This window comes from Capilliphycus salinus ALCB114379 (assembly GCF_047276495.1).
GTDB classification, from domain to species: Bacteria; Cyanobacteriota; Cyanobacteriia; order Cyanobacteriales; family Microcoleaceae; genus Capilliphycus; species Capilliphycus salinus.
The window spans coordinates 7,243,203-7,267,925 of the sequence record NZ_CP178543.1; the positions used below are offsets into that span (position 1 = coordinate 7,243,203).

Below are 24,723 nucleotides of genomic sequence, written 5' to 3' on the forward strand. Positions count from 1 at the left end.
ATGATAAACTAAACCCTTGATGACCTCGATTAATAAATTGGTAATGTCTAATCTTTCGGACGAAGATTTAACGGCAATTCAAGACATCCATGAAAAATGGATTTTAGCCGAAAAACAGGGTAAGAGTATAGACGTGCTTCAATATTGTACTGAAGATGTTCGATGGATGGTGCCAAACTCAAGCATTTTAGAAGGAAAAAAAGCCGCTTCTTCCCTACTGAACGATACCTCAAGCGATATTATTGATATTAGTTTGGGAGAAGTTGAAATTAGCGGTTGTGGGAATATCGCCTACAAAATTTGTGAATACAAAACCCAATTTAAACTCAAGAGTAGCGAAGCAATAGAGGAAGTTTCAGGAACACATTTATGGATTCTCCACAAACAAGAAAATCAACAATGGAAAGTCGCATTAGTCACTTGGCAATTCTCAGCACCAGAATAAATAATCCCAAAGGATTTTATCCCCCCTCGCCCTTTTGCAAAGGGGGGAATTTCTGTTATTTATATTAAACTGTTGCGGGGACGGCGACAGATTTTGATGGGGTTCGTTTTCCATTCATCATCATTTTAATACCCCCAACAGGCGACAACGTTACTCCCCGACGTGCGGGTTTAACCGGAGTTTTTTCGAGTAAAGTTAAGTCATAATCCCGCAAAATTTGAGCCAGCGCCAACTTCATTTCAAACTGCGCCAACGCCATCCCAATACACTGACGCACACCCGCACCAAAGGGACAAAATTCGTAGGGAGAAAACTTGCGCTCTAAAAATCTTTCGGGTTTAAATTGTTTGGGTTCGGGATATAAATCTTCCCGGTGATGAAGTAAATAAATACAACCCACCAAAACCCCTCCTGCTTCTAATTGATATCCCATAAATTCGGTTGGTTCTTTGACAACTCGGGGAAAAGTTAACATTCCTACTGGATAAATTCTCAGCGCTTCATTGCAAACTGCGGTTAAATAGGGAAGCCGGAAAATCGTCATAGGGTCGGCATTTTCGGGCAAAGTTTCTAACTCTTGAATCAACTTTTCATAAACTTTTGGTTCTCGATAGACCCAATACAACGCCCAAGCCATTGCGGTGGCTGTGGTTTCGTGACCCGCAAACAGCAAAGTTAACAATTCATCCCGCAATTCTTCATCGGTCATCGGCTGTCCGTCTTCGTCCCGCGCCGCCATCATTAAACTCAAGATATCGGTGCGATTTTCATCCCAATTTTGACGACGTTCTTCGATTTCTGCAAACAATAACTTATCAACTTTTTGGCGGATGCGTAAAAATCGCCCCCAAGGACTCCAAGCACCCCAGTCTTTTTGTAGGGCGGTAAAAAATAATAAACTGGAACTCACGGGAGAATCTGTTACAGCCAGTAATGAGGTGATTAATTGTTTTAATTCGTCATAGCGCGACCCTTCGTAAATCCCAAAAACCGCCTGTAAAATTACCGCCAACGTAATTTCTTGCATCGTGTTTCGGGCGATAAACGCTTGACCCGGTTTCCATTTGGCGGCGGCTGACCGAGTGATTTTTTGGATTAATTCGCCATAATTTCGCATTCTTTCCCCATGAAAGGGAGGCATTAATAATTTCCGCTGTCGTTTATGGCGATCGCCATCTAATAGAATAACAGATTGATCGCCGAGTAGGGGTCTTAAAATCCCATTAACTGAACCGGGGGCAGAAAATTCTTTGGTATCGTGAGTGAGTAACTCTTGAATTCCTTCGGGACTATTAACAAAGATTAGTCCGCCTTTGCCGGTGACGGTGGTTTTGAAAATGTCCCTGTCTTCTTGGACGTTGGTTTCCATATATTTAACGGGATTGAATACCCATTGGAGTCGTTGAACTAAGGGATGAGTTTTAATGCCTTTTAATGTTTTCATGGTTGTTGAGATGGTGTTTGTTTAATCAGCAGTAATTGGGGAAAATGTTAAAGGTTTGCCTTTTTATGTTTTAACGGATTATGACGGTTATGGGTACTGCACAATGAAAATTTCTTGAAAATACCGACTTAACCGGGGTTTGACTGCTGTTAATTGTGCCATTTTCTCGATTGTCACAGGAATCACCATTCTATTTGTCTTCTTAAGTGTAGTATAAAATACTGAATTGGCTGCTCATGCTCGATTTCCTTTTATCCCTCCTCACCCCACTTGGCAGCGCCCCCTTTCCCCGCATCAGTCCCAACGTCTTGTTCATTAAAATAAAATAGTTCTGCTTTTCGGTGAGGTTAGAAGCGAACAAAAAAACATCACGAATCAACAATTAACCCTTTCAAAAGAAATCATGCTAGACCAAACAAAAACCCCCTTACTCGAAACGTTAAAGACCCTCGCCAACCAACCCCACGCCGCCTTTTATGCACCCGGACACAAACGGGGAAACGGCATCAATTTGTTATTACAAAATGTCTTGGGTTTACAAGTCTTTAAAGCCGACTTACCCGAACTTCCCGAACTCGATAATTTATTCGCACCCGAAGGCGTTATTGAGTCAGCACAACAACTCGCAGCAGCAGCATTTGGAGCCGAACAAACGAGGTTTTTAGTCAACGGTTCAACCGGGGGAATTATCGCTTCTATTTTGGCAACTTGCGGAACGGGCGATAAAATAATTTTGCCGCGAAATGTTCATCAATCTGTTATTTCTGGATTAATTTTATCGGGAGCAATCCCCCTGTTTTTACAACCCGAATATAATCCCAACTGGGATTTAACTTATTCTATCACTCCCCAAGCCGTTGAAACCGCATTAAAACAGCATTCCGATATCAAAGCCGTCTTAATTGTTTACCCAACTTATCAGGGAATTTGTGGAAACATTCAAAAAATTGCAGAAATTACCCATCAATATAATATCCCGCTTTTAGTTGATGAAGCGCACGGGCCGCATTTTTATTTTCATTCCGATTTACCCACAGCCGCCTTAACAGCAGGTGCCGATTTAGTTGTACAATCAATACACAAAGTATTGGGAGCAATGACCCAAGCTTCCATGCTGCACGTTCGAGGCAATAAAATAGACCGAAATCGTTTAAATCAAGCCCTACAAATGATACAATCGAGCAGTCCGAGTTATCTATTATTAGCGTCTCTCGATGCCGCCCGCCAACAGATGGCAACCCAAGGCAAAGAATTGATGACTCAAACCCTAAACTTGGCAAAAAAAGCGAGACTATCGTTAGAAAAGATACCCGGAATTTCCGTTCTAAAATTACCCGAAATCAAAACCGATTCATTTGCAGCCTTAGACCCAACCCGCCTCAGTGTAAACGTCTCAGACTTGGGATTAACCGGTTATCAAGCCGATGAAATTTTGCATCAAAAATTAGGAGTAACCGCCGAGTTACCCAATTTGAAGCATTTAACCTTTATTATTAGTTTGGGAAATACAGAAGCCGATATTCAACACCTGACAAACGGGTTTACAGAACTATCAACCCTCAGCAATTCTTCAACCCTCAGCCCCCAGTTTCCGCTTCCGCCTGTGTTTTCTCCGATTTTGAAAATTTCCCCTCGCGAGGCGTTTGAAGCCGCCAGCGAGCCGAGAAGCATCGATAGTTGTGTCGGTTGTATCAGCGCCGAAATCGTCTGTCCCTATCCGCCCGGAATTCCGATTATAATGCCCGGTGAACAGATTAGCGCTTTGGCGATCAATTATTTACAGAAAGTTTTGTCAGTTGGTGCGACAATAACAGGATGTAGCGATTCGAGTTTAGAAACTCTCAAAATATGCAAGCTATAGCGCCGAAGCACTCTTACAACAGGCAACAGGCAATCATGCGCTTAGGCAAGAGGCAAGAAAAAGCCCGTATAGTCAGGATTTTGGCTATTTTTCGTTCCGTGCATTTGTAAATATACGACTTCCGAAGCGCTTTATTAGCAAAATAAAAGAATCGAGAGCGTCTATTCTAAGAGATATATTCCTAATTCCCAGTTAGTTTTTCTATGCCTTCCCAACTTTGGCCCTACGTTACTCCCGGTATACCCGACGAACTGTTTGAACGTTTACCGGGTATTCCGATGAGTAAACGAGAAGTCCGCATTTTGTTAATCTCTCATCTGCAACTCCAACCCGACTCTATCGTTTGGGATATTGGCGCCGGTACGGGAACCATTCCGGTAGAAATTGGTTTATTATGTCCTCAAGGTCGAATTGTAGCCGTCGAACGAGATCCTGATGTTGCGAGTTTAATTCGTCACAATTGCGATCGCTTCGAGGTGGATAATGTAGAAGTTGTGGAAGGAAGCGCCCCGGACTGTCTGCAAAATTTATCATCGGTTCCCCATCGGGTTTGTCTGGAAGGGGGGCGGGATGTTAAGGCGATTTTAGCCGAAGCCTGGAAACATTTGCAACCCGGAGGTCGAATTGTTGCCACAGCGTCTAATTTAGAGAGTCTCTACGGTATCTCCGAAGGGTTCGCCCAGTTACAGGTTCGTAATGTTGAGGTTGTACAATCTTCGATTAACCGTTTAGAACGTCGGGGAGGAAGTCAATCTTTTGAAGCGATTAACCCGATGTTTATTCTCAGTGGGGAAAAACTCGATTAGAGAAAATTGTAACTTGTGGGCAGAATACCGTCATACTAAATGTTAGGGGATTCAGGGGCTTAACCGTTTAATCCCGCATTATGCCATATCATCAGTCCTATGTCTTGGTCTCGCGTCTTTAGTGGAATTGTTGCCATCACCGTCGCCCTTGCAATGATACTGTGGGGGGGATGGTACTTTACGATTGGCTTTGGGATAATTATCTATCTGGGTCAACTGGAATATTTTCAGCTTGTCCGGGCCAAAGGTATTGAACCGGCGGGGAAAACAACCCTGGCGGTGAGTCAAGCTTTGCTGATTACGGCAGCTTTTGCACCCAGTTTAGTTGATGCGATGTTTGCTTTGGCTGGAACATTGATTTGTTTTTATCTGTTATTTCAGCCCAAACTCTCTACAATTGCCGATATCGCTTCCTCAATTTTAGGGCTATTTTATGGCGGATATTTGCCGAGTTATTGGATTAGATTGCGAGTTGGAATTGAACACCCTTCGCTGTTAGTTAGCAGCGCTATTGTTAATCCTCAGCTTAACCTCGATTGGCATCAAGTTTGGACTCATCCCGGTACGCTGCCGGTGGGATTAACTTCAACTTTACTGGCGTTTTTGTGTATTTGGGCGGCCGATATTGGGGCTTATATTGTGGGTAAGTTTTTTGGGCGGACTCGTCTATCGGATATTAGTCCGAAAAAAACGGTGGAAGGGGCTGTGTTTGGCGTTCTTGGCAGTGTGGCGGTGGCAATTACCGGGGCTTGGTATTTGAAATGGCCTGGTTTTCCCGTGTCGGGGGCGGCGTTGGGTTTATTAATTGGAATTGCCAGTTTACTCGGGGATTTAACCGAGTCGATGATGAAACGGGATGCGGGGGTGAAAGATTCTGGACAGTTGATTCCGGGTCATGGAGGGATTTTGGATAGGGCGGATAGTTATGTGTTTACGGCGCCGTTGGTTTATTATTTCACCACGTTGTTGTTACCGATTCTTTCTCGGTTATTCTGAATTGATTTTTCTGGGAATTCAAAACCTTGTGGGAATTAAAAACCCGGTAACTCATCAGAAACCGTGTTTTTGGGGTTGGTGCGTCAAAGGGTTAATTGGGTGTTGAGTTAGCCAACTTTAAGGAAATTTGACGCACGCTACAGTAATTATTTTGTAGGTGCCTTTTGTAGGGGCGGGTTCAGTAAATATCTTTAACTAATACTCCAATATTGACAGAAACCCGCCCCATGCCAGAAGCCATAAAAAACCCAGTTTTGATAGTTTTTCGGGTTGGTGCGTCAAAGGGTTAATTGGGTGTTGAATTAGCCAACTTTAAGGAAATTTGACGCACGCTACAGTAATTATTTTGTAGGTGCCTTTTGTAGGGGCGGGTTCAGTAAATATCTTTAACTACTACTCCAAGATTGACAGAAACCCGCCCCATGCCAGAAGCCATAAAAAACCCAGTTTTGATAGTTTTTCGGGTTGGTGCGTCAAAGGGTTAATTGGGTGTTGAATTAGCCAACTTTAAGGAAATTTGACGCACCCTACAGGTTCTCTACTACTCCAATATTGACAGAAACCCGCCCCATGCCAGAAGCCATAAAAAACCCAGTTTTGATAGTTTTTCGGGTTGGTGCGTCAAAGGGTTAATTGGGTGTTGAATTAGCCAACTTTAAGGAAATTTGACGCACCCTACAGGTTCTCTACTACTCCAATATTGACAGAAACCCGCCCCATGCCAGAAGCCATAAAAAACCCAGTTTTGATAGTTTTTCGGGTTGGTGCGTCAAAGGGTTAATTGGGTGTTGAATTAGCCAACTTTAAGGAAATTTGACGCACCCTACAAGTTCAAAAAGGGGTTAAGGATGAACTTGAATTTGTCCTTGAAGTTCTAAAACTTCGGGAGTGATGTTTAATTGTTCGATATAGACATCTGTTCCCAGGCTAATAGTCATGTTTTCTAAATCCCAATATTGTTGCTGAGGAAGTTCTAAACGGCTAGAAGTGAGTAACAATTCTTGAGGACTAGCAAGGAGTAATTCGGTTTGAAAGCCAAACGGAATTAATTCACCGCTTGAGGATAAAATATCTGCTGTCAGTCGCAGTTGATTTTGGGCGGGAAAGACCATTTGCAGATTTTGCAAACCGTCAATCTGATTTGGGAAAGAAAAATTGCGGTTTTTTGTACTTTGGGATTGAATCAGGGGAAGAAGGAACCCGGCGATCGCATTAATTAGCAAAGGCGACTGCAAAGAGGTGTTAAAATCGGGGTAGAGCAGAGAAATTTGACAGTCAACCGGAAAAGGTTGGAGCAGTTTTAGAGGCTTGCCTTTGAGAACTTGACCGATATTAATGTGAATACCAGAGGCGCACAAATGAACTTGGCTGAGGTGCAACCCCCGGTAGATGGCAGAGGAAGCCTCAACTGTGACCTGAGAAATATGACCGGTCAGAATGGAACGATTATTCCCCGAGATGTGAATCTCTAAAGCATCTACCTGTTCAGCTTGTTTTCGCAGCCAGACCTTAACCGCCCGTGATAAAACCTTGCTAACCAGTTGTTTGGATGTCGCCTGAGTTGAAGCGATAGATTGAGTTTGCATTTTGCTAATTCCAGTGTAAACATCTGATGGTTTCTGTGGAGAAGTGGGTGAAGTCAGCAAAAAAATTCTTCCGTAGCAGACCTGTGAGGGGGTGCGCGACTACAAACCCGATACGGCCAACGGTTTGAGCGAGCGGAAACGTTTGAGTTGAGATTGCGTAGGAAGAATTACCGATTGCTGTAAGATTTGTACATAGTTTACCAAATTGTGCCAAAATTTAGCGTGGCAAGTCGATGAGAAGCTGTCTACGCCATTGTCAGGACTATGGATGAAAGGCTCCAAAAAATCATGGCGAGTTGGGGAATTGCCTCTCGCCGCCAAGCAGAACAAATGATTCTTGCCCAACGGGTGCGAGTCAATGGTAACATTGCTCATTTAGGACAAAAAGCCAATCCGTCATACGATTATATAGAAGTAGATGGGAAGCCAATCAAGCCCTCTCATCGACCCGTGCCAATCTACCTTTTATTAAATAAACCGACTGGGGTGGTTTCGACCTGCGCCGACCCAAGCGGACGGCGAACGGTCATCGATTTGTTACCTCGCCAACTCCGGATGGGAAAGGGGGTTCATCCGGTGGGACGTTTAGATGTAAACTCCACTGGAGCGTTACTGTTGACCAACGATGGTGAACTGACCAATCGCCTCACCCATCCTCGCCACCATGTCCCAAAAACCTATGAAGTTTGGGTAGAAGGTCATCCGCCGGAATCGGTGTTAGAAGCATGGCGAGTTGGGGTGATGTTGTCGGGTCGAAAAACACTACCTGCTCAAGTCAGACGGCTAAAACACCGAATAGGTTCTCAAACGCTCTTAGAAATTGTATTGTTTGAGGGGAGAAATCGACAAATTCGCAAAGTCGCCGAGCAACTGGGCTACCCGGTGGTTAAACTCCATCGCAGCGCCATTGGTTCAATTCAGCTTAATCGGCCTGGAGAACCCGAATTAGCATCCGGTCGCTATCGACCCCTAACCCCGTCGGAACTAGAATTTTTACAAACTCAGGTGAATCTCTAGCATCAATATGCCAAAAATCTTCTCAATCACTTATATAAATACTAAGGAGTCGTGCGTATGAAAGTGAGTTTACCGTTCTCAATGGTTAGAAAAAACTTGGCAAATAAAAATCGTTCAAGAATGACTATCGAACAAGCTCAGAGATTACTTGAGGTAGGTCAACAACTGCGTCAAACTCGCGAACATCATTCTCTGTCGTTGGATATGGTGGCCGCTTACACCATGATTCGCCGCCATTTGCTCCAAGCTTTAGAAGAAGGTCAAGTCGAAAACTTACCCGAACCGGTTTACACTCAAGGCTTAATCCGACGCTATGCCAACGCTCTCGGACTCGACGGCGAAGAACTGGCGAATTTCTTCCTCCCCGAACCGATAATTCCCTCCATCGAATCTAACACCTGGCTGTTGCCATTACCCCAGTTGCGACCCACCCATCTCTATCTCAGTTATATCCTGTTAATTTTGGCAACAATGCACGGCCTGGTCTACTTGATTAAATCTTCCCCCCAAGTGGAAGTCCTGCCCGAATCTACTCTAGCTCAAGGTCCGGCAACCAGTACCACTCAATCGGTGAGCGTTTCGACAGCCAACAATTCTACTGGCAATCCGGGCCAGTTGGTGTTACAAGCGACACAAACCGACCTTGAGAACAACTCCTCCAACTCCGGTTCAACCAACCCAAATCCGGTTAACCAAACCGTTGAAGTGGGAATTGTGGTTAAAGATGAATCCTGGGTTTTGATCGAAGTGGATGGAAAAACCGAGTTTCAGGGAATTTTATCGGGCGGAACCCAACGAACTTGGAAAGCCAAGCAAGAGTTAGTTGTCGTCGCCGGTAATGCCGGTGGGGTGATGGTGACGGTCAATAACGGCGAAAGCCGACGCCTGGGAGAACCCGGTATGGTCGAAGAGGTGGTCTTTAAAGCCAACCACCCCCAACCGAAAACGCCCAACTCTAACTCTTAGTCAGCAGTCGGCGCGAATTGTCCTTGAGATTGATCCTCCTGACTCACCCCTCCTCACACTTATCGGGGTAGTCGTCCGTAAGTTTCGGTTAACAATCTCAGGCGCGCGCGAAGTTCATCGGTAATGGCCCCGGGTTCAAACCGCCAAGCCCAGTTCCCTTCCGATGTACTCGGCTGATTCATCTTGGCCTCGCTTCCCAAGCCCAAAACATCTTGTAGGGGAATAATCGCTTGATTGGCCACCGATGCCAATGCCACCCGAATCAAATCCCAATGAATGCCGTGACCCATCGTTCCGCCCGCATAACTGATTACCCGCGCCTGTCCCTGCAAGGAGCGTTGATTGAACCAGCCCACTGTCGTGTCATTGTCGTGGGTGCCGGTGTAAACCACCCAGTTGGGCGTGGTGTAATTGTAGGGAAGATAGGGATTATCAGGCCCGGAATCAAAGGCAAATTGTAAAATCTTCATGCCCGGAAGTTCAAACTTATCCCGCAACGCTTCGACTTCTGGGGTAATTAAACCCAAGTCTTCGGCAATAATCGGCAATTTACCCAGCCTTTCATTTAACAGATTAAACAGGGCTTCTCCGGGTGCTTCGATCCAGCGGCCGTTAATCGCCGTTGTTTCGCCTTGGGGAACCGCCCAAAACGCCTGAAGTCCTCGGAAGTGGTCAATCCGCATAATATCGACACAATCTAAAATCGATTGCACTCGCTGTAACCACCAGTTAAAGCCATTTTGTTGGACTCGTTCCCAGTTGTAGACCGGATTTCCCCACAGTTGACCTGTGGCGCTAAAATAATCGGGCGGAACTCCGGCCATTAACGAGGCTTCTCCGGTTTCGCCATCCAAGCAAAAGATTTCCGGGTGAGACCACACATCGGCGCTATCGTGGGCGACATAAATCGCCACGTCTCCAAAAATTTGAATTCCCTGATCGTTGGCGTATTTTTTCAGGTGAGACCACTGACGGAAAAACTCAAATTGTAGGAATTTGTGAAAGAAGATTTCGTCAGCCAGTTTGTCGCGCCATTGTTGGATGGCTTCCGGTTTGCGCCGTGCAATATCTTCGTCCCATTTGTGCCAACTTTCCCCATCATGGGCTTCTTTAATTGCCATGAATAGAGCGTAATCATCTAACCAGTAGGATTTATTGCGGCAAAATTCCTCGAATTCCTTTTCTTCTTCGGTCAGGGTTTCTTTGAAATTTTTGCAGGCGATTTTAAACAGGTTCCATTTGAAGGCTTTAACCCCATCAAAATCGACTTTTTCGGTGTCAAATACGGGTACGTTCGCTACATCGGTTTCGGTGAGTAATTCTTGCTCTAATAACAAATCGGGGCTGATTAATAGCGGATTTCCCGCCATCGCCGAATAGGATAAGTAAGGTGAATTCCCAAATCCTGTTGGGCCAAAAGGCAAAATTTGCCAGAGTTGTTGTCCACTATCTCTCAAAAAATCAACAAATTGATAGGCCACCGGGCCAACATCTCCGATCCCATATCGACCGGGTAGTGAGGTGGGGTGAAGCAAAATACCGCTAGATCTTGGAAATGGCATGATAAACGCAACTGCAACTGTAATAAATACCTGAATACTTTAAAGGATCGTTGGCTTTGAGACATCCAGCTAATGGTCTAATTTTACTGGCTGATTTGCTGGACACAGTCAGTCCGTGTCCGTTTAGATCCTTTATTCATCTTACTCCTGTTCGAGACCGTCGTTAATGGTGATATCCCAAGATCTTTTTCTGGCGGGTAAGTTAATCCTGTGACTCTCATCGGGGAAAAATCCTCTCGATCTCCCCTTCAATTTCTATCAATTAATATTTTTTTTCTAAAAAAATCCAATTTTTAATAGAAATAACGGCCTTAAAAACAGATTCTATTTTCTTGATTCACCGACAAAATTAAAACAATGAAACAAGAATGAATAAAAGATGATTCATCTATGAAAAATGGCTAAAAAGTTGAGAAAATTTTTGCTTTTTGAGGAAGTTTTAGGTATAGTAATAACATCCGAGCAAATTTTAAGAATCTACACTCTATAAAATCTAGCAACAATATTATGTTAACTGCCTTCACAGCCGGACTCTTACTGATTACCCTCTCGGAACTCGGAGACAAAACCTTCTTTATTGCAGTAATTCTCTCGATTCGCCATTCTCGAAAACTGGTTTTTATCGGCGTTACCCTGGCTTTAGCCCTAATGACAATTTTATCCGTTTTTGTCGGAAAAATTGTATCTTTTCTTCCAGAAGTTTATATCCATTTTGCGGAAATTATCCTCTTTTGTGCCTTTGGGATTAAACTCTTGTATGATGCCAGCAAAATGAGCGCTAAATCCAGCAAAGATGAAGAACAAGAAGCGGTAGAAGCGGTTGAAAAAAGTCGGGGAAATTTTCCCAAACGTAAAACTTCATTGGGGATTATTTTAGAAGCATTTCTGTTAACCTTTACGGCAGAGTGGGGCGATCGCACCCAAATTGCAACCATTGCGTTAGCGGCGAGTTATCAGCCCTTGGGGGTGGTTTTGGGCGCTACTTTAGGTCATAGTATTTGCGCGGCAATTGCAGTGATTGGCGGGCGATTAATCGCCGGAAAAATTTCTGAACGGATGATTACGGCAATTGGAGGTTGTTTGTTTATTTTATTTGGTTTAGTCGCCATTTGGGAAGGAGTCGGAACACAAACAATTTAACAGTCACCAGTCACCATATGCGGGTATCTCCTTCGGAGACGCTGCGCGAACGGCAGTTGCTCCGATACGGAAACCGCCAAGTCCGCACTGCCGAACCCGTCACCAGTCACCAGCGCAAACTTGCGACCCGGCGGAATAGTCGGTAGCAAAGTTTGCAAGAGAGTGTTTACAGTTTACAGTTATCATCTAACCTGACACCTAGAGATTAAAAAACCCGGTTTCTTCTAAAACTTTCTGAACTTTCTGATGGGTATTCTAAAATAAACCGGGTTTTTGACTTCTTCTAAAACTTTCTGAAATTGGCGATGGGTATTGTAAAATAAACCGGGTTTTTGGCTTCAATTTTAACGGTTAGGTCGTTGAATAATTGTCTCAATTACCCGCCGTTTAGCTTGAGTATCAATCCCAATTAAACGGACATAATCATTGGGATGTTCCGACAGACAGCCCTCAATTGCATCCATAATATCCGATTGATGATTGCTATCAACCATTGAACAAGTTTTCCAAGAACCGGTTTTAAAACGACGGGGGTCAGCATATTCTAAACCAACTCGATATCCGCCCTCTAAAATGTGTTCAATTTGTTCGAGAACTTCTAAACTGAGTTTGGTTGTAACCGCCCGACCTTCACTAATAAAAGTTGACCCTTTGCTATCCCCTTGCATGACTGCGGTGACTTGGCTGTTAACCGCATGAGGCGGCATAATGGGATTATAAGGAAGATGAGGTTTTTGAGTATAATTGGTGGTTTTTTGAACCGTATTTGAGGGTTTTTGCGGTTGGGTTGCTTCGGGATGAAAGATACGATATTGGTTATATTCATCAACCAATCTTAACTCTTTAATACGTTGTTGTTCCCTCACCATTAGATGACCCATTTCTAACAAATGAGAAAAGTTAAAATTGGGTTTTTTAAATTCTGGCGGTTTTTCGACACTGTTAACAATTCGCTTGGAAATTTTATCAATTCCAACTTGACTGATAAACCGTTGAATCTGTTCGTCGTAAATTCGCGATCGCAATGCGCTAAAAAAGTCAATAGACTGTTCGGGAAATTCTTGAACTAACTTGATTATATCTTGTTTTAAGAGTTCTTTTTCAAAAATTCCCTCAACAATTTCTGTGCGTTCTTCGGCGGTCGGTTCCCAGTAGAACTTTTCCATCCGTCCATCTCGAATTAGGGGCGCATAAAGCGTTGAAAAATCATTTCCCGTGACAATAATGGGAATGCGTTGTAACGGGGTTTCGTCGTAACTTCCGGGTAGCTGAACATTGGTCGGATTATCCGCAATATTCATTAAAGTGGCGTTGACTAACTGAGTATTAACGGTGTATTGAGTTCCCGAGTCAAAACGTCCGGCGCCCGCATCAATATCATTAATAAACAACGCACACATTTGACCCCTCACCCGGCTTTGTTCCGATGCTTCCCGATAGCGAAGTCGAATTAATCTTGAAGGGTCTCCGGCGTCTGGACTTTCCAATTCTCCACCGGAAATGGTAACGGGTTCAAATCCCATTTTCTCAAATACCAATTCACATTGAAAGGTTTTTCCTTCTCCCTTGCGTCCGTGAATTCCTAAAATCAGGGGAACTCGCAAGTTAGAGATGTTTAAAAAGTTTTTGGTGATATGAACGGCTAATTTGTCAAGAAACCTGGGAGAGATATAATAAGACATACAAGGAGTAAGATCTGATTTGCCAGTCTCATTTTAAGATAAAACTGACCTTTTGAATTGCATTTAATTAAATTTTTGCAGCTTTACCCGTCAGTTCTTTCAATGTTTGTCTGTCCCTCAAGCCAATTTAAGAGGGTGTTCTAAGGGTTTGGGTTGAGGTAAAGGTTTACCCTCCTCTTGAGATTCTTGAACCAGCAATTCTAACACCTCTTGAGCATTATTTAATGCTTCTTCATAGGTATCACCATGCGTATGGAATTGTTGGGTTGGAAAATCAGGTAAATGCACTAAGTAACACCGATCTTCGTTTGACCACTGAATCACAATTGTATAATGAAGTTTCATTCATCTCCTCCTTGCTGTTCTTGAACTTTTTTCAACATCTCTAGTTTACTATTGACTTATTTTTCTATATAAGGTTTTGCATCATCTCCATCTTTTCCTGAAATAGTAATAGGTTGATCGGGGAGTAGAGGATGAATCCATCTGCTGTGACTACCCTTAGCGGATCGATAAATAAATCCAGCTTTTTGTAAGAGGCTTTTTAGTTCTCAAATTTTTTTAGGCATGACCAAGCATTTTGATATAAATTTTAGCATAGATTAATTAGTTTTTTCAAAACGGATTCCGAACAAAAGAAACTATGGTCTAACACAATCGAAGGATTTATTTTTTATATACAACGGTTAGCACAACCTCAATTTAGAAAAAATCTGTCAGAATAGAAAGAGTGTAATTTTCAAAATTTATAGATTTTTAGCTTATGTGCGGACGATTTACTTTAACCTGTTTAGGCGAACAACTTGCCGAAATATTTCAGTTATCAGAAGTTCCCGAAATAACGCCCCGTTATAATATCGCTCCCACCCAGTTGGTTGCAACAGTTAGCATCAATTCAAAGTCGGAAAAACGACAGTTAAACTGGATGCGTTGGGGGTTAATTCCCAGTTGGGCGAAAGATCAAAAAATGGGTGCAAAATTGATAAACGCCCGGGTCGAAACCGTCGCGGAAAAACCCTCATTTCGCCAAGCCATTCGCCAACGACGCTGTTTAATTGTCGCGGACGGGTTTTATGAATGGCAGAAAATAGAAGACCAAAAACAGCCCTATTATTTGCACGTTGAAAATCATCAACCGTTTGGGTTTGCGGGACTTTGGGAACGGTGGAAATCACCCGAAAATGAAGAAATTATTTCCTGTACAATTTTAACAACAGAAGCCAATAACGAAGTTCGTTCCATTCACCACCGACAACCGATTATTATTCCCGAAAATAATTATTCTCAGTGGCTTGACCCCCAACTAACCGAACCCCAGGAAATTTTACCTTTATTAACCTCTCAACCGCCTTTAAACTACTATCCCGTTAACGCCGTTGTCAACAACTCCCGCCACGACCAAGCGGACTGTATTGAACAAAAGGGATGAAAAATCTCAAGAATTTGTCATAATAAATAAAGAGCAAATCACAACAAGGAAAGCATATGACCTTACCAAACGGCCCCCAAACGCCTCGGGTTCTCAGACTGATAAAATTTGTTGCTCGTCCTATCGATTATTTAGAAGATTATTATCAGCGTTACGGCGACTTTATTCGCGTTGGAGATTCGGCAACTCCCCTAATTTATGTAAACCATCCCGCCGGGATTGAAAAGATATTTACCGGAAATTCTGAACAGTTTAGAACGGGAAATGCTGGAGGGGTATTACTCTTATTGCTGGGAGATAACTCCGTTTTTATGGTGGATGGAGAACGTCACCAACGTCAGCGCAAACTGTTAATGCCTCCCTTTCACGGCGAGCGCTTAAAAACCTACAATCAGCTAATTTGTGAGATTACCAAACAAGTGATGTCGCAAGTTAAAATCGGTCAACCGTTTCGAGTGCGGGCTGTCATGCAGGATATCACCTTAAGAGTGATTTTAAAAGCCGTTTTTGGACTGACCGAAGGCGAACGTTATGAAAAATTGCGACATCTTTTAAGTGCGATGATGGAGTCTATTGGTTCTCCTTTGGCTGCGACTTTAATGTTCTTCCCGATTCTGCGTCAAGACTGGGGAAACTGGAGTCCTTGGGGGCGTTTTTTGCGCTACAAACAGCAAGCCGATGAAATGATTTATGCCGAAATTCGCGAACGAAAACAAAAGAATGATTTTTCCGGCGATGATATTTTAACGCTGTTGATGTTGGCGCGAGATGAAGCGGGAGAAGCGATGACCGAAACCGAACTCAGAGATGAATTAATGACCTTATTAATAGCCGGACACGAAACCACAGCTTCTTCTTTAACTTGGGCGCTGTATTGGACGCATTATTTACCGGAAGTCAAAGATAAATTACAGTTTGAATTGGCAAATTTGGGGGAAAATCCAGACCTGGGTGAAATCGCTAAACTTCCCTATTTAACAGCCGTTTGTAATGAAACCTTGCGAATTTATCCCGTTACAATAACATCCGGCGTGCGAGTGTTGAAACAGCCCTTAGAAATGGGCGGTTATTCTTTTGAAGCCGGAACAGTATTATTTCCCTGTACCTATTTAGTTCACCAACGGGAAGATATTTATCCCGAACCCAAAACATTCAAACCCGAACGCTTTTTACAACGGCAATTTTCCCCCTACGAATTTTTCCCCTTTGGTGGGGGTCATCGTCGGTGTATTGGGAGTGCAATGGCCCTGTTAGAAATGAAGTTAGTTCTGGCAACTATTTTATCAGATTGGCAACTGAAACTTCCCAACAATAAAGCCTACAAACCCGTCCGTCGGGGCTTAACTTTATCTCCCCCCGCTGAATTAAGTTTAATTGCCCAAAATCGTTTAAACTGAATTCCATAAAAACAGTCTAACTTCTATTCGGGGTGAGGAGGAAAAAATTAAAACCGGATATTTTCAACGGACTCCCATTTGATTTTTAGAATTTTATTTCTAAAAATGTAGAGATTTGTCAGAGAACGTTTTACAATATCAGAAAAGAGAAATTTTCATCTATAGGCTGTATGGATACAAAAGCATTTAGAAGAACACTGCAAAAATCGGAATCCTATCACCGCAAAGGCTTCGGACACGAAGAAGAAGTCGCGGGCGTCATGCAGTCGGCTTATCAAAGCAGTTTAATTCAACAAATTCGCGAGAACAATTACACCCTCCAACGGGGAAATGTTACCATTCGGTTAGCCGAGGCGTTTGGCTTCTGTTGGGGCGTTGAACGGGCGGTGGCGATGGCCTACGAAACCCGCCAACATTTTCCCACAGAACGCATCTGGATTACCAACGAAATTATTCATAATCCTTCGGTGAATCAACATTTGTTGGATATGAAAGTAGAATTTATTCCGGTTATCGAAGGACAAAAGGATTTTTCCGGGATTGGTCTCGGAGATGTTGTGATTTTACCCGCTTTTGGGGCAAGTGTACAGGAAATGCAGCTTCTCAATGATAAAGGCTGCAAAATTGTTGATACCACTTGTCCTTGGGTTTCTAAAGTTTGGAACACGGTAGAAAAGCACAAGAAAAAGAGTTATACTTCGATTATTCACGGCAAATATAAACACGAAGAAACCGTCGCCACCAGTTCTTTTGCAGATAAATATTTGGTCGTGTTAAACCTCGAACAAGCCGAATATGTTTGCAATTATATTTTGAACGGGGGAAACCGAGAAGAATTTCTCGCCAAATTTAAACACGCTTATTCGGAAGGATTTGACCCGGATAAAGATTTGGAATGCGTCGGAATTGCCAACCAAACCACGATGCTGAAAACCGAAACCGAACAAATAGGCAAACTGTTTGAACGGACAATCATGCAGAAATACGGCCCCGACAAATTAACCGAACATTTCCAAAGTTTTAACACGATTTGCGACGCCACACAAGAGCGTCAAGATGCCATGTTGGGTCTAGTTGCAGAAACTCTTGATTTAATGATTGTTATTGGCGGTTTTAATTCTTCCAATACAACCCACTTACAAGAAATGGCAATTGAACGGGAAATTCCATCTTATCATATTGATAGCCCAGAACGAATTATTTCCGGCGATCGCATTGAACACAAACCCTTAGGAAAAGAAATCGAAATTGCCGAAAATTGGCTACCGGATGGCGAAATTGTGGTCGGAATTACTTCGGGTGCTTCCACTCCCGATAAAGCCGTCGAAGATGTCATCGAGAAAATTTTTGAGCTAAAAAGTAATGCAGTTGCAGTCTAAAACCCCCTCAGTTCATCAGTTCGTAGTAGTGCTTTAGCCCACCAAAAAAGCTGAAGCCCAACGACAACCCAGAAACCGAGTTTCTGATCAAAAGAAACCCGGTTTCTCAACTTATCCATTGGCTTTTACTCTTGAACTTCCGACTGTTCTTGTTGTTGCTGTTGTTTGCGTTCCTTGGTTTCTTTTAAAGCTTCTGCTTTTAACTTTTTAGAAGCTTTTAAAAATCCGGGAGCTTTTTCCATCGGTTCGCTTAACTGTTCGGTAAATCCAAACACATCCCGACCGGGAAGAAACTTAGCTTTAATCTGCACAAAATAGGTTTGACCTTGCTGTTCTTTTTCAAGTTTGGGATTAAATCTAAAGGGTCTAACGGGCGAATCTTTCCACAAAATCGGAATATGAGAAGCTTTCATAAACTTAACTTTCTTCGCCGCATCCGCTTCTTTTATCCAATTTAATCTCTCGGTATTAAAGTTCCGAAACACCGAAATACAAGGCGTTCTACAAACGGGAATAAATTGCCACAATCCTGAAAATTTGAATTCAAAATCTTGCAGTTCACTGTTCAACTGACTTTTCGACGCTTGAGACCCGACAAATCCGACCAGTTGAAAAGCGACTTGATGGGGTTGCTCTTTTTTCGGAAAGTGTAGAATTTTAGGATAAACAATTAACCTTAACGTTGTATTTCCTGTGGTTTCAATTTCTTTTTTCAGCGCATCATAGGCTTTCTTGCGTCTGTTGGGAATGTAAAACAACCGATATTCTTTATTGCCAATTGTGACAACCGAACGTTCTTCAGTTAACGTTACCTCTCCCTTAATGATGCCAATTCCTTGAAAATAAGCCTGAACTTTTTCTTCTTCAGAAGATTCCGATTGAGAGTCTGCGTTACTTGGAGTGCGGTCCGGTTCGGGAACCGATGGAGAATCCGAATCTTTGACCGTCGGGCTAGTTTTCGGCTTCTTATTGATAGATTTTTCGTCGCTCGATTTCAACTCCTGATTAACGGTTTCAGGCGTTGATGTTATCGATGATTGACTAGACCGCACAATTTCAATCGGTTTCGGTTTTCGATTTTGTTGTTTTTGAGGTTGAACCTCGGAAGATTTGGGTGCAGTGGGCTGAGGTTTGGGGGCGGTTCGCTGAGGTTTAGGAGTTAATGCAGGTTGAGGTTTTTCTTCAATTTTATCACCGGATTCGCCGCCAGTCTGATCGGCTTGCAACTTCGCCAGCAAATCTTCATACATGGCTTTGGTCTTGACATTTTTAGCCGTTTTGATTAACTGTTTAATTTTTTCGATTTGCTCTGACATTGTGATATCCTATAAATGAGCCAACAGTTCTAGTTTGGATTTAAAAACTCCATTCAACATACTGAGTATTATTGAGATTGGAAGCGCTGAAAGCGTCAGCTAGGTAAAATACTTAACTGTTCAGCCATATTAGCTTAATATTAGAACTTCTTACCAAAATTGAAGAGAGCCAACGGGCTAAAAACCGAAGCCATAAGTCTCCGCCACCCCACCCGCTTGGCAGAAGTGGCGTCGTCAGACTTAACAATCTGAAGATATCTAACTCCAGATAGTTGAGGCTCGAGACAATCTTATGGATTTTTAACAATTTTGCCGCTCACAATCGCCAATACCCACCCAAGAACTTGATTTTATCCCATCTGATCCACTATAGAACTCTTTTTTCCAGATGGGAGCGTTATGTTTGAGGGTATCAATCGCATATTGACAGGCTTCAAAGGCTTCTCGACGGTGGGGACAACCGACCGCCACCAACACGCTAATTTCCCCAATGGATAAGCGTCCGATGCGATGATGAATGGCAACCCGCCTCACATCCGGCCAATTTTGACGAATTTCGGCCGCGATTTGTTCAAACACCTTGAGGGCCATCGGTTGGTAAGCTTGGTATTCCAAAGCTTCCACAGATTGACCCTGAGTGTTATTGCGAACCATACCACTCATCACCACAACGGCACCGTTAGCCGGTTCATCGACCAAGGCGTAAATCTCCTCTACGGACAGAGGCGCGAGAGTAATGGCAAAATCGTCTGAAGATGAGACGGATTGATCGGGCGCTTGAATGGTTAAACTTGAATTGAACATGATTGCTATCGTTAACATCTGTCTATCTGTTTTTAAACAAATAGCCTATTGCAACGATAACTGATTATTTATCGACTGACTTGCAAATCGGAACTGATATCAGAGTTTGACTGTTGCTGAAGTTCGCTTTCTTGTTTGGCAATCTGTTCGTCGGCAATTTCCAAAAGTTCCGGTATTGTTACGAACCGATAACCTTGTTTTTTAAGTTCGGCAATAATATCCGGTAAAGCTTTTACGGTCTCCGCCCGATTTCCGCCCCCATCGTGTAGCAAAATAATCCGACCCGGTTGCGCCGAACTGAGAACATTTTGTTTAATACTAGAAGCTGAACTTCTCCAATCTTTAGAATCGGAAGACCACATAATATTAACGTAGTCTCGGCTAAAAGCGTAATTAACTAAACCGTTATCTTCCACACCTCCGGGCGGGCGAAAAATTGTTGTATTAATTCCAACCAATTCTTCAATCAAATTCGCCGTGTCTTCAATCTCTTTCGCCGCAGCAGAATGATTGTGATAGTGATAGCGATGATTCCAAGTATGATTGGCAATTACATGACCCTCGGCCGCGACTTTTTTGCCAATCTCTTTGAAATTATTTAAGGCTTGACCCACGACAAAAAATGTCGCTTTAATATTGTTTTCTCTTAAAATATCTAAAATTTGTTCTGTTGTTGTCGGCCAGGGGCCATCATCAAAGGTCAGCGCGATTACTTTTTCATCGGTATTGAGATCGATATATTTAACCGTTTTGCCTTTGAAACGATCCGGTATGGTATTATCAAATCGTTGAGCTTTTAAACGAGTCATTGCAGTTTGTACGCCTTCAACTCGTTGGGCAATCCCTTGTCCGACCGGGGGTAATTCTCGGGGATTAATTGCAGATGAGGGGACTGCCGGTCTATTCGACTGTTGACTTTCAGAGGGTTTCTCACTTTCAGAAGAAGGAGAAGGTTTTTCCTCCATTACAGGCGGTACAAACTCATCGGAAGACGATTTTTTCTCCGGTGTTTGAGTTGATTCTGGACTCGGCGTGACCCTCTGCGGTGAAGACTGGGGAACAGATGGCATCACTTGACGAGTTGTCCGCAAATTCCAAGGCAACATCACACCAATCATAAAACTTGCCACTGCTGAAATCAAAGCAAAACGGGATATCCGCTGCTGTTGCTGTTGCAGGCGTTTTAAACTCGCGTTTTGTACCACGTCATTTCTCCTTCACACCAATAAACTTAACCTCAAGGAAAATTCCTTGATTGAAAACTCCGATTCACCCCAATCTTGTCCGGAAAAAGGAGTGTGCATAGCATATTTTGTCAAAAATGTCAAGACAAAAAATTCTATCTTTCGAGGGTTGCACCCTCAAAAGCAAATCACTCCTCTAAGATATTAGGGCAAATTTGGGTTAATCTGTCAAAATTTTAAGTTAAATGACTGGTTTTCTGGTGATACAGACGAATAATCTGCTCTGTAACCTGTTCTATCGTCAAGCCGTCGGTTTGAATTTCAATCGCATCGGGGGCTTTTCGCAAAGGAGCAATAGAGCGAGTGCTATCTTTGTGATCCCGTTCGGCAATTTCCTGTTCGATCTGTTCGAGACTAATATCAGCCAGACCTTTCTGCTGTAATTCCAGTTGGCGGCGCTGCGATCGCTCCTTAACCGAAGCCGTTAAAAAAATCTTCAATTCCGCATCGGGAAAAACATAAGTCCCAATATCCCGCCCTTCGGCGACCACGCCCCCGGTACGCCCGTAAGCTTGTTGTTGCTCAACCAAACACTGACGCACAACCGGTTGGGCCGCGATCGCCGAGACATTAGCCGTCACCTGAGAAGAACGAATTTCGGCCGTCACATCCCGACCATTAATCAAAATCCCAAGCGGGTCTTTTTGAGGAACCAATTCAATTTGACACTGATGAACCAACTCCGCCACCGCCGGTTCATCCTCGATGTCAATCCCACTTTCAAGCACCAACCAAGTCACCGCCCGATACATCGCCCCGGTATCGAGAAACAACAAATTCAACCTTTCGGCCACTTGGCGAGTCACCGTTGACTTTCCCGCACCCGCCGGCCCGTCGATCGCCAAAATCGGTTGGCGGTTGCGTAAAATCAGATTATCAATCAAACGTGTAGTATTCACCCTCGCCGCGATCGCCAACAGTCCAACCTCCTCAACTTTTGTTAACGGTGTCATTGTATCGGGATCGACAAGCTGCAAATACTCCAATTTCACCTCGGGCGTGGTCGCCAGTTCAGCCTCTACCGCCGCAAAAATCGCGATCGCGTCACAATTCCCATCCAGAAAAACCTGCTTCCCTTTGCACAAAGCCCGGTAGAGTACCGCAGCCTGTTGCTGCTGTTGGGGAGTTAAATATTGATTGCGAGAACTATAAGCCAGTCCAGAAGCGTCTCGAACAATCTTACAAGCGACAATTTCAATCGGCCAGTTTAAATCCGTGACCATGCGTCGAATAATCGCCAACTGTTGGGCATCTTTGCGGCCAAAATAAACCCGATCCGGTTCAATAATATTAAAAAACTTGGCTACAATCGTCGTTACACCGGGAAAATGCCCCGGTCGAGTAGGCCCACACAACACCGCCATCAAACTCGACGGGGGAACAACAGAGGTTTGAGGTTGAGTCTGTTGTTTTCCTTTCGCCTGTTGAGATCGCCCGAAAATTTCCTCTGCATTCGGCGCAAAGACCAGATCGACCCCCGCCTGTTTGCACAGCGATAAATCGCGATCGAGAGAACGGGGATAGCGATCTAAATCCTCCTGCGGCCCAAACTGGAGAGGATTGACAAAAATACTGACCACAACAATTGCATTTTCCGATCTGGCCCGCTCAATCAAACTCAAGTGACCCAGATGTAGACTGCCCATCGTCGGGACAAATCCGATGGTAGCCTGGGTCATCTTTGAACGATGAAAGTTCAAGTAGCAGCGGACGGCTGCAATTGTAGTAAACAGGCGCATGACACAACCAGGCAAACAGTAATCGGTTAACACTAATCAGTGAACCGTTTTTTCTCCCAAGAGTCAACCGTTTTGTCGGGACGGATCGGCTAAGATGTTTCTGTTGAATAACTGAAGTTTAGACTCGCTCAGACTTAATTCTCTAGCACAGAGATTTTTGGGGGGAAACTTCTTTTCTCACTTGAAAACTTTATACCAATTATCGGAAGTCAAAGACCGGGCTTGCATCCCGGTTGATTCCCGCCAAAATTGGGCGGATTTGCCTAACATGGTATAAGAATAAAAAGAAAACACTTCATTATTTGTTTCAAAGCCGTGCCAAATCGGAGTTCTTTCCTGACCCTACTTCTGAGTCTCAGTGTGTGGAGTATTCCCAGTCCGGCGTCGAGCCAAGCACTGATTCCTTACACTTTGCAACTCAATCCCGAACAACTCGAACAAACAGGCTTAGGCTTGATTGAAGAAGCAGCCCAATTAACTCGATTTCAACAATATCAACTGGCCCTCCCCCGAGCCGAACTCGCAACACAGCTTGCTCCGAAAAGTTATCAGACTTGGGCATTACTGGGTAGCCTGTACATTCAAGTCGATCGCATCGATGAAGGAGTTACAGCCCTCGAACAGGCTCAAAAACTCGATCCCGAAAACGCTCCCGTCCGCTTTGTTTTGGGGGAAGCTTACTTTCGCAAAGGACAATATCAACAGGCCATCGAGCAAATCGAAGCCGGTTTGAAAGTCCGTTCCGATGTTCCCGGTGCGCTTTTTGATCTCGGGAATGCTTACTATATGCTCGGTAAATATGACCGGGCGATCGCCGAGTATGAAAAAGCATTTGCTCAGGAAAAAAATCTTTGGCCGGCGGTGAATAATATTGGTTTAGTTCGCTACGAGATGGGAGATGTCAAAGGAGCGATGGAAAAATGGCAAGAAGCGATCGCGATCGACGAAAAAGCCGCAGAACCGATCTTAGCAATGGCAGTGGCTTTGTATGCCCAAGGTCAACGCCGCGAAGCCCTAGCAATGGGAGAAACAGCCCTCGAACTTGATGCTCGCTATGCCGAGATCGAATTTCTCAGAGAAAACCTTTGGGGCGATCGCTTGATCAACGATACCCAAAAGTTTCTCAGTACCCAAGAGATGCAAGAAACCATCGCCCAACTGGAAAACTCACCTGCATCGGTTTCTCCCTAAGGGAAATGGCGATCGCAGCCGATCGCCTCGCGGCACGGGATCTGTGCTTGAAGAAAACATCCTTCTAGTCTTTGATAATAACAAAACTCCTCTCACTCCTCCGGTAGGAGTGACTTAATCTTGTCAACAAACTGCTGATGATCGATCACGGGTTTAGAAATATAATCATCGGCGCCACTTTGAGCCAGGAAATCTTCGCGATCGCCAGCCATAGCATGGGCTGTCACCAAGATAATCGGCAGCTTGGCCGTTTGAGGATCACCTTTGAGTATTTGAGTAATTTTAATCCCATCGATCGCCTTGCCCTCGTAGACACTGCGAGCCAGGGATACATCCATTAAAATCAAATCCGCCTCGCGAGAGCGAGCCATTTTGATCACCTCATCGACATTTTCTGTGTGCTTCACAGCTAACCCGCCCCGTTTTGTCAGGATTTTAGAAAAAACACGAGCATTAACCGGATCGTCTTCTACAATCAGAACGGTCTTCATCTGGGTCTCCCGCTGGACAAACTCTCCGATAAATCAACGATGTGTCATCATATCATGCTCTTTTCGAGCAAAGAAGAACTTTAAGTTCCTCTGGTTGGACGGCAAGTCAGGAAGACTCCCATCCAATTTTGGCAAACTCAGTTAAAAATTGCAGTTTCCCCTCGACTGATCATAACTTGAAAGCCGTCTTAGCTGAGTTGGAGACCGAAACAGGTCCTTTAACTTTCT

22 protein-coding genes are annotated in these 24,723 nt (G+C 43.8%); 11 read left to right on the top strand and 11 right to left on the bottom strand.

Annotated elements, in window-relative coordinates; translation table 11 throughout:
• Nucleotides 1-43 precede the first annotated feature (43 nt).
• Nucleotides 44-445, top strand: a complete 402-nt coding sequence (locus ACL6C3_RS29460) for a YybH family protein (RefSeq protein ID WP_413163573.1) — start codon at nucleotides 44-46, stop codon at nucleotides 443-445.
• A gap of 64 nt (nucleotides 446-509) precedes the next feature.
• Here the strand turns inward: ACL6C3_RS29460 and ACL6C3_RS29465 are convergent, their stop codons facing one another.
• Nucleotides 510-1,889, bottom strand: a complete 1,380-nt coding sequence (locus ACL6C3_RS29465; RefSeq protein WP_413163575.1) for a cytochrome P450 — start codon at nucleotides 1,887-1,889, stop codon at nucleotides 510-512.
• Nucleotides 1,890-2,292: 403 nt separating this feature from the next.
• Between ACL6C3_RS29465 and ACL6C3_RS29470 the strand changes: the two genes are divergently transcribed.
• From ACL6C3_RS29470 to ACL6C3_RS29480, 3 genes are all read left to right on the top strand, one after another.
• Nucleotides 2,293-3,750: an aminotransferase class I/II-fold pyridoxal phosphate-dependent enzyme gene (locus ACL6C3_RS29470; RefSeq protein WP_413163577.1), complete on the top strand. Its 1,458-nt coding sequence runs from the start codon at nucleotides 2,293-2,295 to the stop codon at nucleotides 3,748-3,750.
• Nucleotides 3,751-3,953: 203 nt separating this feature from the next.
• On the top strand, nucleotides 3,954-4,556 hold the full coding sequence (gene cbiT / locus ACL6C3_RS29475; RefSeq protein ID WP_413163579.1) for a precorrin-6Y C5,15-methyltransferase subunit CbiT: 603 nt from the start codon (nucleotides 3,954-3,956) through the stop codon (nucleotides 4,554-4,556).
• Nucleotides 4,557-4,655: 99 nt separating this feature from the next.
• On the top strand, nucleotides 4,656-5,552 hold the full coding sequence (locus ACL6C3_RS29480; protein WP_413163580.1) for a phosphatidate cytidylyltransferase: 897 nt from the start codon (nucleotides 4,656-4,658) through the stop codon (nucleotides 5,550-5,552).
• 842 nt (nucleotides 5,553-6,394) lie between these two features.
• Here the strand turns inward: ACL6C3_RS29480 and ACL6C3_RS29485 are convergent.
• Nucleotides 6,395-7,138, bottom strand: coding sequence for a DUF2993 domain-containing protein (locus ACL6C3_RS29485; protein WP_413163581.1), 744 nt, complete (start codon nucleotides 7,136-7,138; stop codon nucleotides 6,395-6,397).
• A 264-nt stretch (nucleotides 7,139-7,402) separates the two neighbouring features.
• Here ACL6C3_RS29485 and ACL6C3_RS29490 point away from each other — a divergent pair, with 264 nt between their 5' ends.
• Entirely contained in the window at nucleotides 7,403-8,155 is a 753-nt protein-coding gene (locus ACL6C3_RS29490) for a pseudouridine synthase (RefSeq protein WP_413163582.1), read from the top strand.
• A gap of 81 nt (nucleotides 8,156-8,236) precedes the next feature.
• On the top strand, nucleotides 8,237-9,121 hold the full coding sequence (locus ACL6C3_RS29495) for a helix-turn-helix domain-containing protein (RefSeq protein ID WP_413163584.1): 885 nt from the start codon (nucleotides 8,237-8,239) through the stop codon (nucleotides 9,119-9,121).
• 59 nt (nucleotides 9,122-9,180) lie between these two features.
• Here the strand turns inward: ACL6C3_RS29495 and malQ are convergent, their stop codons facing one another.
• Nucleotides 9,181-10,683, bottom strand: a complete 1,503-nt coding sequence (gene malQ / locus ACL6C3_RS29500; protein ID WP_413163586.1) for a 4-alpha-glucanotransferase — start codon at nucleotides 10,681-10,683, stop codon at nucleotides 9,181-9,183.
• 507 nt (nucleotides 10,684-11,190) lie between these two features.
• On the opposite strand from malQ, the gene ACL6C3_RS29505 reads away from it, so the two are divergent.
• Complete coding sequence (locus tag ACL6C3_RS29505) at nucleotides 11,191-11,823, top strand: TMEM165/GDT1 family protein (RefSeq protein WP_413163588.1); 633 nt, start codon at nucleotides 11,191-11,193, stop codon at nucleotides 11,821-11,823.
• A 344-nt stretch (nucleotides 11,824-12,167) separates the two neighbouring features.
• On the opposite strand, the gene ACL6C3_RS29510 is transcribed toward ACL6C3_RS29505, so the two are convergent.
• The 3 genes from ACL6C3_RS29510 to ACL6C3_RS29520 form a co-directional block, all read right to left on the bottom strand.
• Complete coding sequence (locus ACL6C3_RS29510; RefSeq protein ID WP_413163589.1) at nucleotides 12,168-13,505, bottom strand: ribulose bisphosphate carboxylase small subunit; 1,338 nt, start codon at nucleotides 13,503-13,505, stop codon at nucleotides 12,168-12,170.
• Nucleotides 13,506-13,622: 117 nt separating this feature from the next.
• Entirely contained in the window at nucleotides 13,623-13,850 is a 228-nt protein-coding gene (locus ACL6C3_RS29515; RefSeq protein WP_413163591.1) for a type II toxin-antitoxin system HicB family antitoxin, read from the bottom strand.
• A 56-nt stretch (nucleotides 13,851-13,906) separates the two neighbouring features.
• The gene (locus ACL6C3_RS29520) at nucleotides 13,907-14,023 is read right to left on the bottom strand and encodes a type II toxin-antitoxin system HicA family toxin (protein WP_413168435.1); all 117 of its coding nucleotides are present in this window, start codon (nucleotides 14,021-14,023) and stop codon (nucleotides 13,907-13,909) included.
• A 245-nt stretch (nucleotides 14,024-14,268) separates the two neighbouring features.
• Here ACL6C3_RS29520 and ACL6C3_RS29525 point away from each other — a divergent pair, with 245 nt between their 5' ends.
• The 3 genes from ACL6C3_RS29525 (at nucleotide 14,269) to ACL6C3_RS29535 (ending at nucleotide 17,710) form a co-directional block, all read left to right on the top strand.
• Entirely contained in the window at nucleotides 14,269-14,934 is a 666-nt protein-coding gene (locus ACL6C3_RS29525; RefSeq protein ID WP_413163593.1) for an SOS response-associated peptidase, read from the top strand.
• Nucleotides 14,935-14,990: 56 nt separating this feature from the next.
• Nucleotides 14,991-16,331, top strand: a complete 1,341-nt coding sequence (locus tag ACL6C3_RS29530) for a cytochrome P450 (protein ID WP_413163594.1) — start codon at nucleotides 14,991-14,993, stop codon at nucleotides 16,329-16,331.
• 170 nt (nucleotides 16,332-16,501) lie between these two features.
• Nucleotides 16,502-17,710 (top strand): 4-hydroxy-3-methylbut-2-enyl diphosphate reductase, encoded by a 1,209-nt coding sequence (locus ACL6C3_RS29535; RefSeq protein ID WP_413163596.1) that lies wholly within the window; start codon nucleotides 16,502-16,504, stop codon nucleotides 17,708-17,710.
• A 125-nt stretch (nucleotides 17,711-17,835) separates the two neighbouring features.
• On the opposite strand, the gene ACL6C3_RS29540 is transcribed toward ACL6C3_RS29535, so the two are convergent.
• From ACL6C3_RS29540 to ACL6C3_RS29555, 4 genes are all read right to left on the bottom strand, one after another.
• The gene (locus ACL6C3_RS29540; protein WP_413163598.1) at nucleotides 17,836-19,026 is read right to left on the bottom strand and encodes a hypothetical protein; all 1,191 of its coding nucleotides are present in this window, start codon (nucleotides 19,024-19,026) and stop codon (nucleotides 17,836-17,838) included.
• 300 nt (nucleotides 19,027-19,326) lie between these two features.
• Nucleotides 19,327-19,830: a molybdenum cofactor biosynthesis protein MoaE gene (locus ACL6C3_RS29545; protein WP_413168436.1), complete on the bottom strand. Its 504-nt coding sequence runs from the start codon at nucleotides 19,828-19,830 to the stop codon at nucleotides 19,327-19,329.
• A 68-nt stretch (nucleotides 19,831-19,898) separates the two neighbouring features.
• A complete protein-coding gene (locus tag ACL6C3_RS29550) occupies nucleotides 19,899-21,035 on the bottom strand; it encodes a polysaccharide deacetylase family protein (protein WP_413163600.1) in 1,137 nt (378 codons plus the stop codon).
• Between the two features lie 215 nt (nucleotides 21,036-21,250).
• Nucleotides 21,251-22,813, bottom strand: a complete 1,563-nt coding sequence (locus tag ACL6C3_RS29555) for a bifunctional pantoate--beta-alanine ligase/(d)CMP kinase (protein WP_413163602.1) — start codon at nucleotides 22,811-22,813, stop codon at nucleotides 21,251-21,253.
• Between the two features lie 315 nt (nucleotides 22,814-23,128).
• Here ACL6C3_RS29555 and ACL6C3_RS29560 point away from each other — a divergent pair, with 315 nt between their 5' ends.
• The gene (locus ACL6C3_RS29560) at nucleotides 23,129-24,004 is read left to right on the top strand and encodes a tetratricopeptide repeat protein (protein WP_413163604.1); all 876 of its coding nucleotides are present in this window, start codon (nucleotides 23,129-23,131) and stop codon (nucleotides 24,002-24,004) included.
• A gap of 92 nt (nucleotides 24,005-24,096) precedes the next feature.
• Here the strand turns inward: ACL6C3_RS29560 and ACL6C3_RS29565 are convergent, their stop codons facing one another.
• Nucleotides 24,097-24,495 (bottom strand): response regulator, encoded by a 399-nt coding sequence (locus ACL6C3_RS29565; RefSeq protein WP_413163606.1) that lies wholly within the window; start codon nucleotides 24,493-24,495, stop codon nucleotides 24,097-24,099.
• Nucleotides 24,496-24,723 lie beyond the last annotated feature (228 nt).

Excerpts from the sequence above, each read along its gene's own strand:
- ACL6C3_RS29460 (WP_413163573.1), top strand. The coding sequence starts at position 44 with ATGTCTAATCTTTCGGACGAAGATTTAACGGCAATTCAAGACATCCAT.
- ACL6C3_RS29465 (WP_413163575.1), bottom strand. The coding sequence starts at position 1,889 with ATGAAAACATTAAAAGGCATTAAAACTCATCCCTTAGTTCAACGACTC.
- ACL6C3_RS29470 (WP_413163577.1), top strand. The coding sequence starts at position 2,293 with ATGCTAGACCAAACAAAAACCCCCTTACTCGAAACGTTAAAGACCCTC.
- cbiT (WP_413163579.1), top strand. The coding sequence starts at position 3,954 with ATGCCTTCCCAACTTTGGCCCTACGTTACTCCCGGTATACCCGACGAA.
- ACL6C3_RS29480 (WP_413163580.1), top strand. The coding sequence starts at position 4,656 with ATGTCTTGGTCTCGCGTCTTTAGTGGAATTGTTGCCATCACCGTCGCC.
- ACL6C3_RS29485 (WP_413163581.1), bottom strand. The coding sequence starts at position 7,138 with ATGCAAACTCAATCTATCGCTTCAACTCAGGCGACATCCAAACAACTG.
- ACL6C3_RS29490 (WP_413163582.1), top strand. The coding sequence starts at position 7,403 with ATGGATGAAAGGCTCCAAAAAATCATGGCGAGTTGGGGAATTGCCTCT.
- ACL6C3_RS29495 (WP_413163584.1), top strand. The coding sequence starts at position 8,237 with ATGGTTAGAAAAAACTTGGCAAATAAAAATCGTTCAAGAATGACTATC.
- malQ (WP_413163586.1), bottom strand. The coding sequence starts at position 10,683 with ATGCCATTTCCAAGATCTAGCGGTATTTTGCTTCACCCCACCTCACTA.
- ACL6C3_RS29505 (WP_413163588.1), top strand. The coding sequence starts at position 11,191 with ATGTTAACTGCCTTCACAGCCGGACTCTTACTGATTACCCTCTCGGAA.
- ACL6C3_RS29510 (WP_413163589.1), bottom strand. The coding sequence starts at position 13,505 with ATGTCTTATTATATCTCTCCCAGGTTTCTTGACAAATTAGCCGTTCAT.
- ACL6C3_RS29515 (WP_413163591.1), bottom strand. The coding sequence starts at position 13,850 with ATGAAACTTCATTATACAATTGTGATTCAGTGGTCAAACGAAGATCGG.
- ACL6C3_RS29525 (WP_413163593.1), top strand. The coding sequence starts at position 14,269 with ATGTGCGGACGATTTACTTTAACCTGTTTAGGCGAACAACTTGCCGAA.
- ACL6C3_RS29530 (WP_413163594.1), top strand. The coding sequence starts at position 14,991 with ATGACCTTACCAAACGGCCCCCAAACGCCTCGGGTTCTCAGACTGATA.
- ACL6C3_RS29535 (WP_413163596.1), top strand. The coding sequence starts at position 16,502 with ATGGATACAAAAGCATTTAGAAGAACACTGCAAAAATCGGAATCCTAT.
- ACL6C3_RS29540 (WP_413163598.1), bottom strand. The coding sequence starts at position 19,026 with ATGTCAGAGCAAATCGAAAAAATTAAACAGTTAATCAAAACGGCTAAA.
- ACL6C3_RS29545 (WP_413168436.1), bottom strand. The coding sequence starts at position 19,830 with ATGTTCAATTCAAGTTTAACCATTCAAGCGCCCGATCAATCCGTCTCA.
- ACL6C3_RS29555 (WP_413163602.1), bottom strand. The coding sequence starts at position 22,813 with ATGCGCCTGTTTACTACAATTGCAGCCGTCCGCTGCTACTTGAACTTT.
- ACL6C3_RS29565 (WP_413163606.1), bottom strand. The coding sequence starts at position 24,495 with ATGAAGACCGTTCTGATTGTAGAAGACGATCCGGTTAATGCTCGTGTT.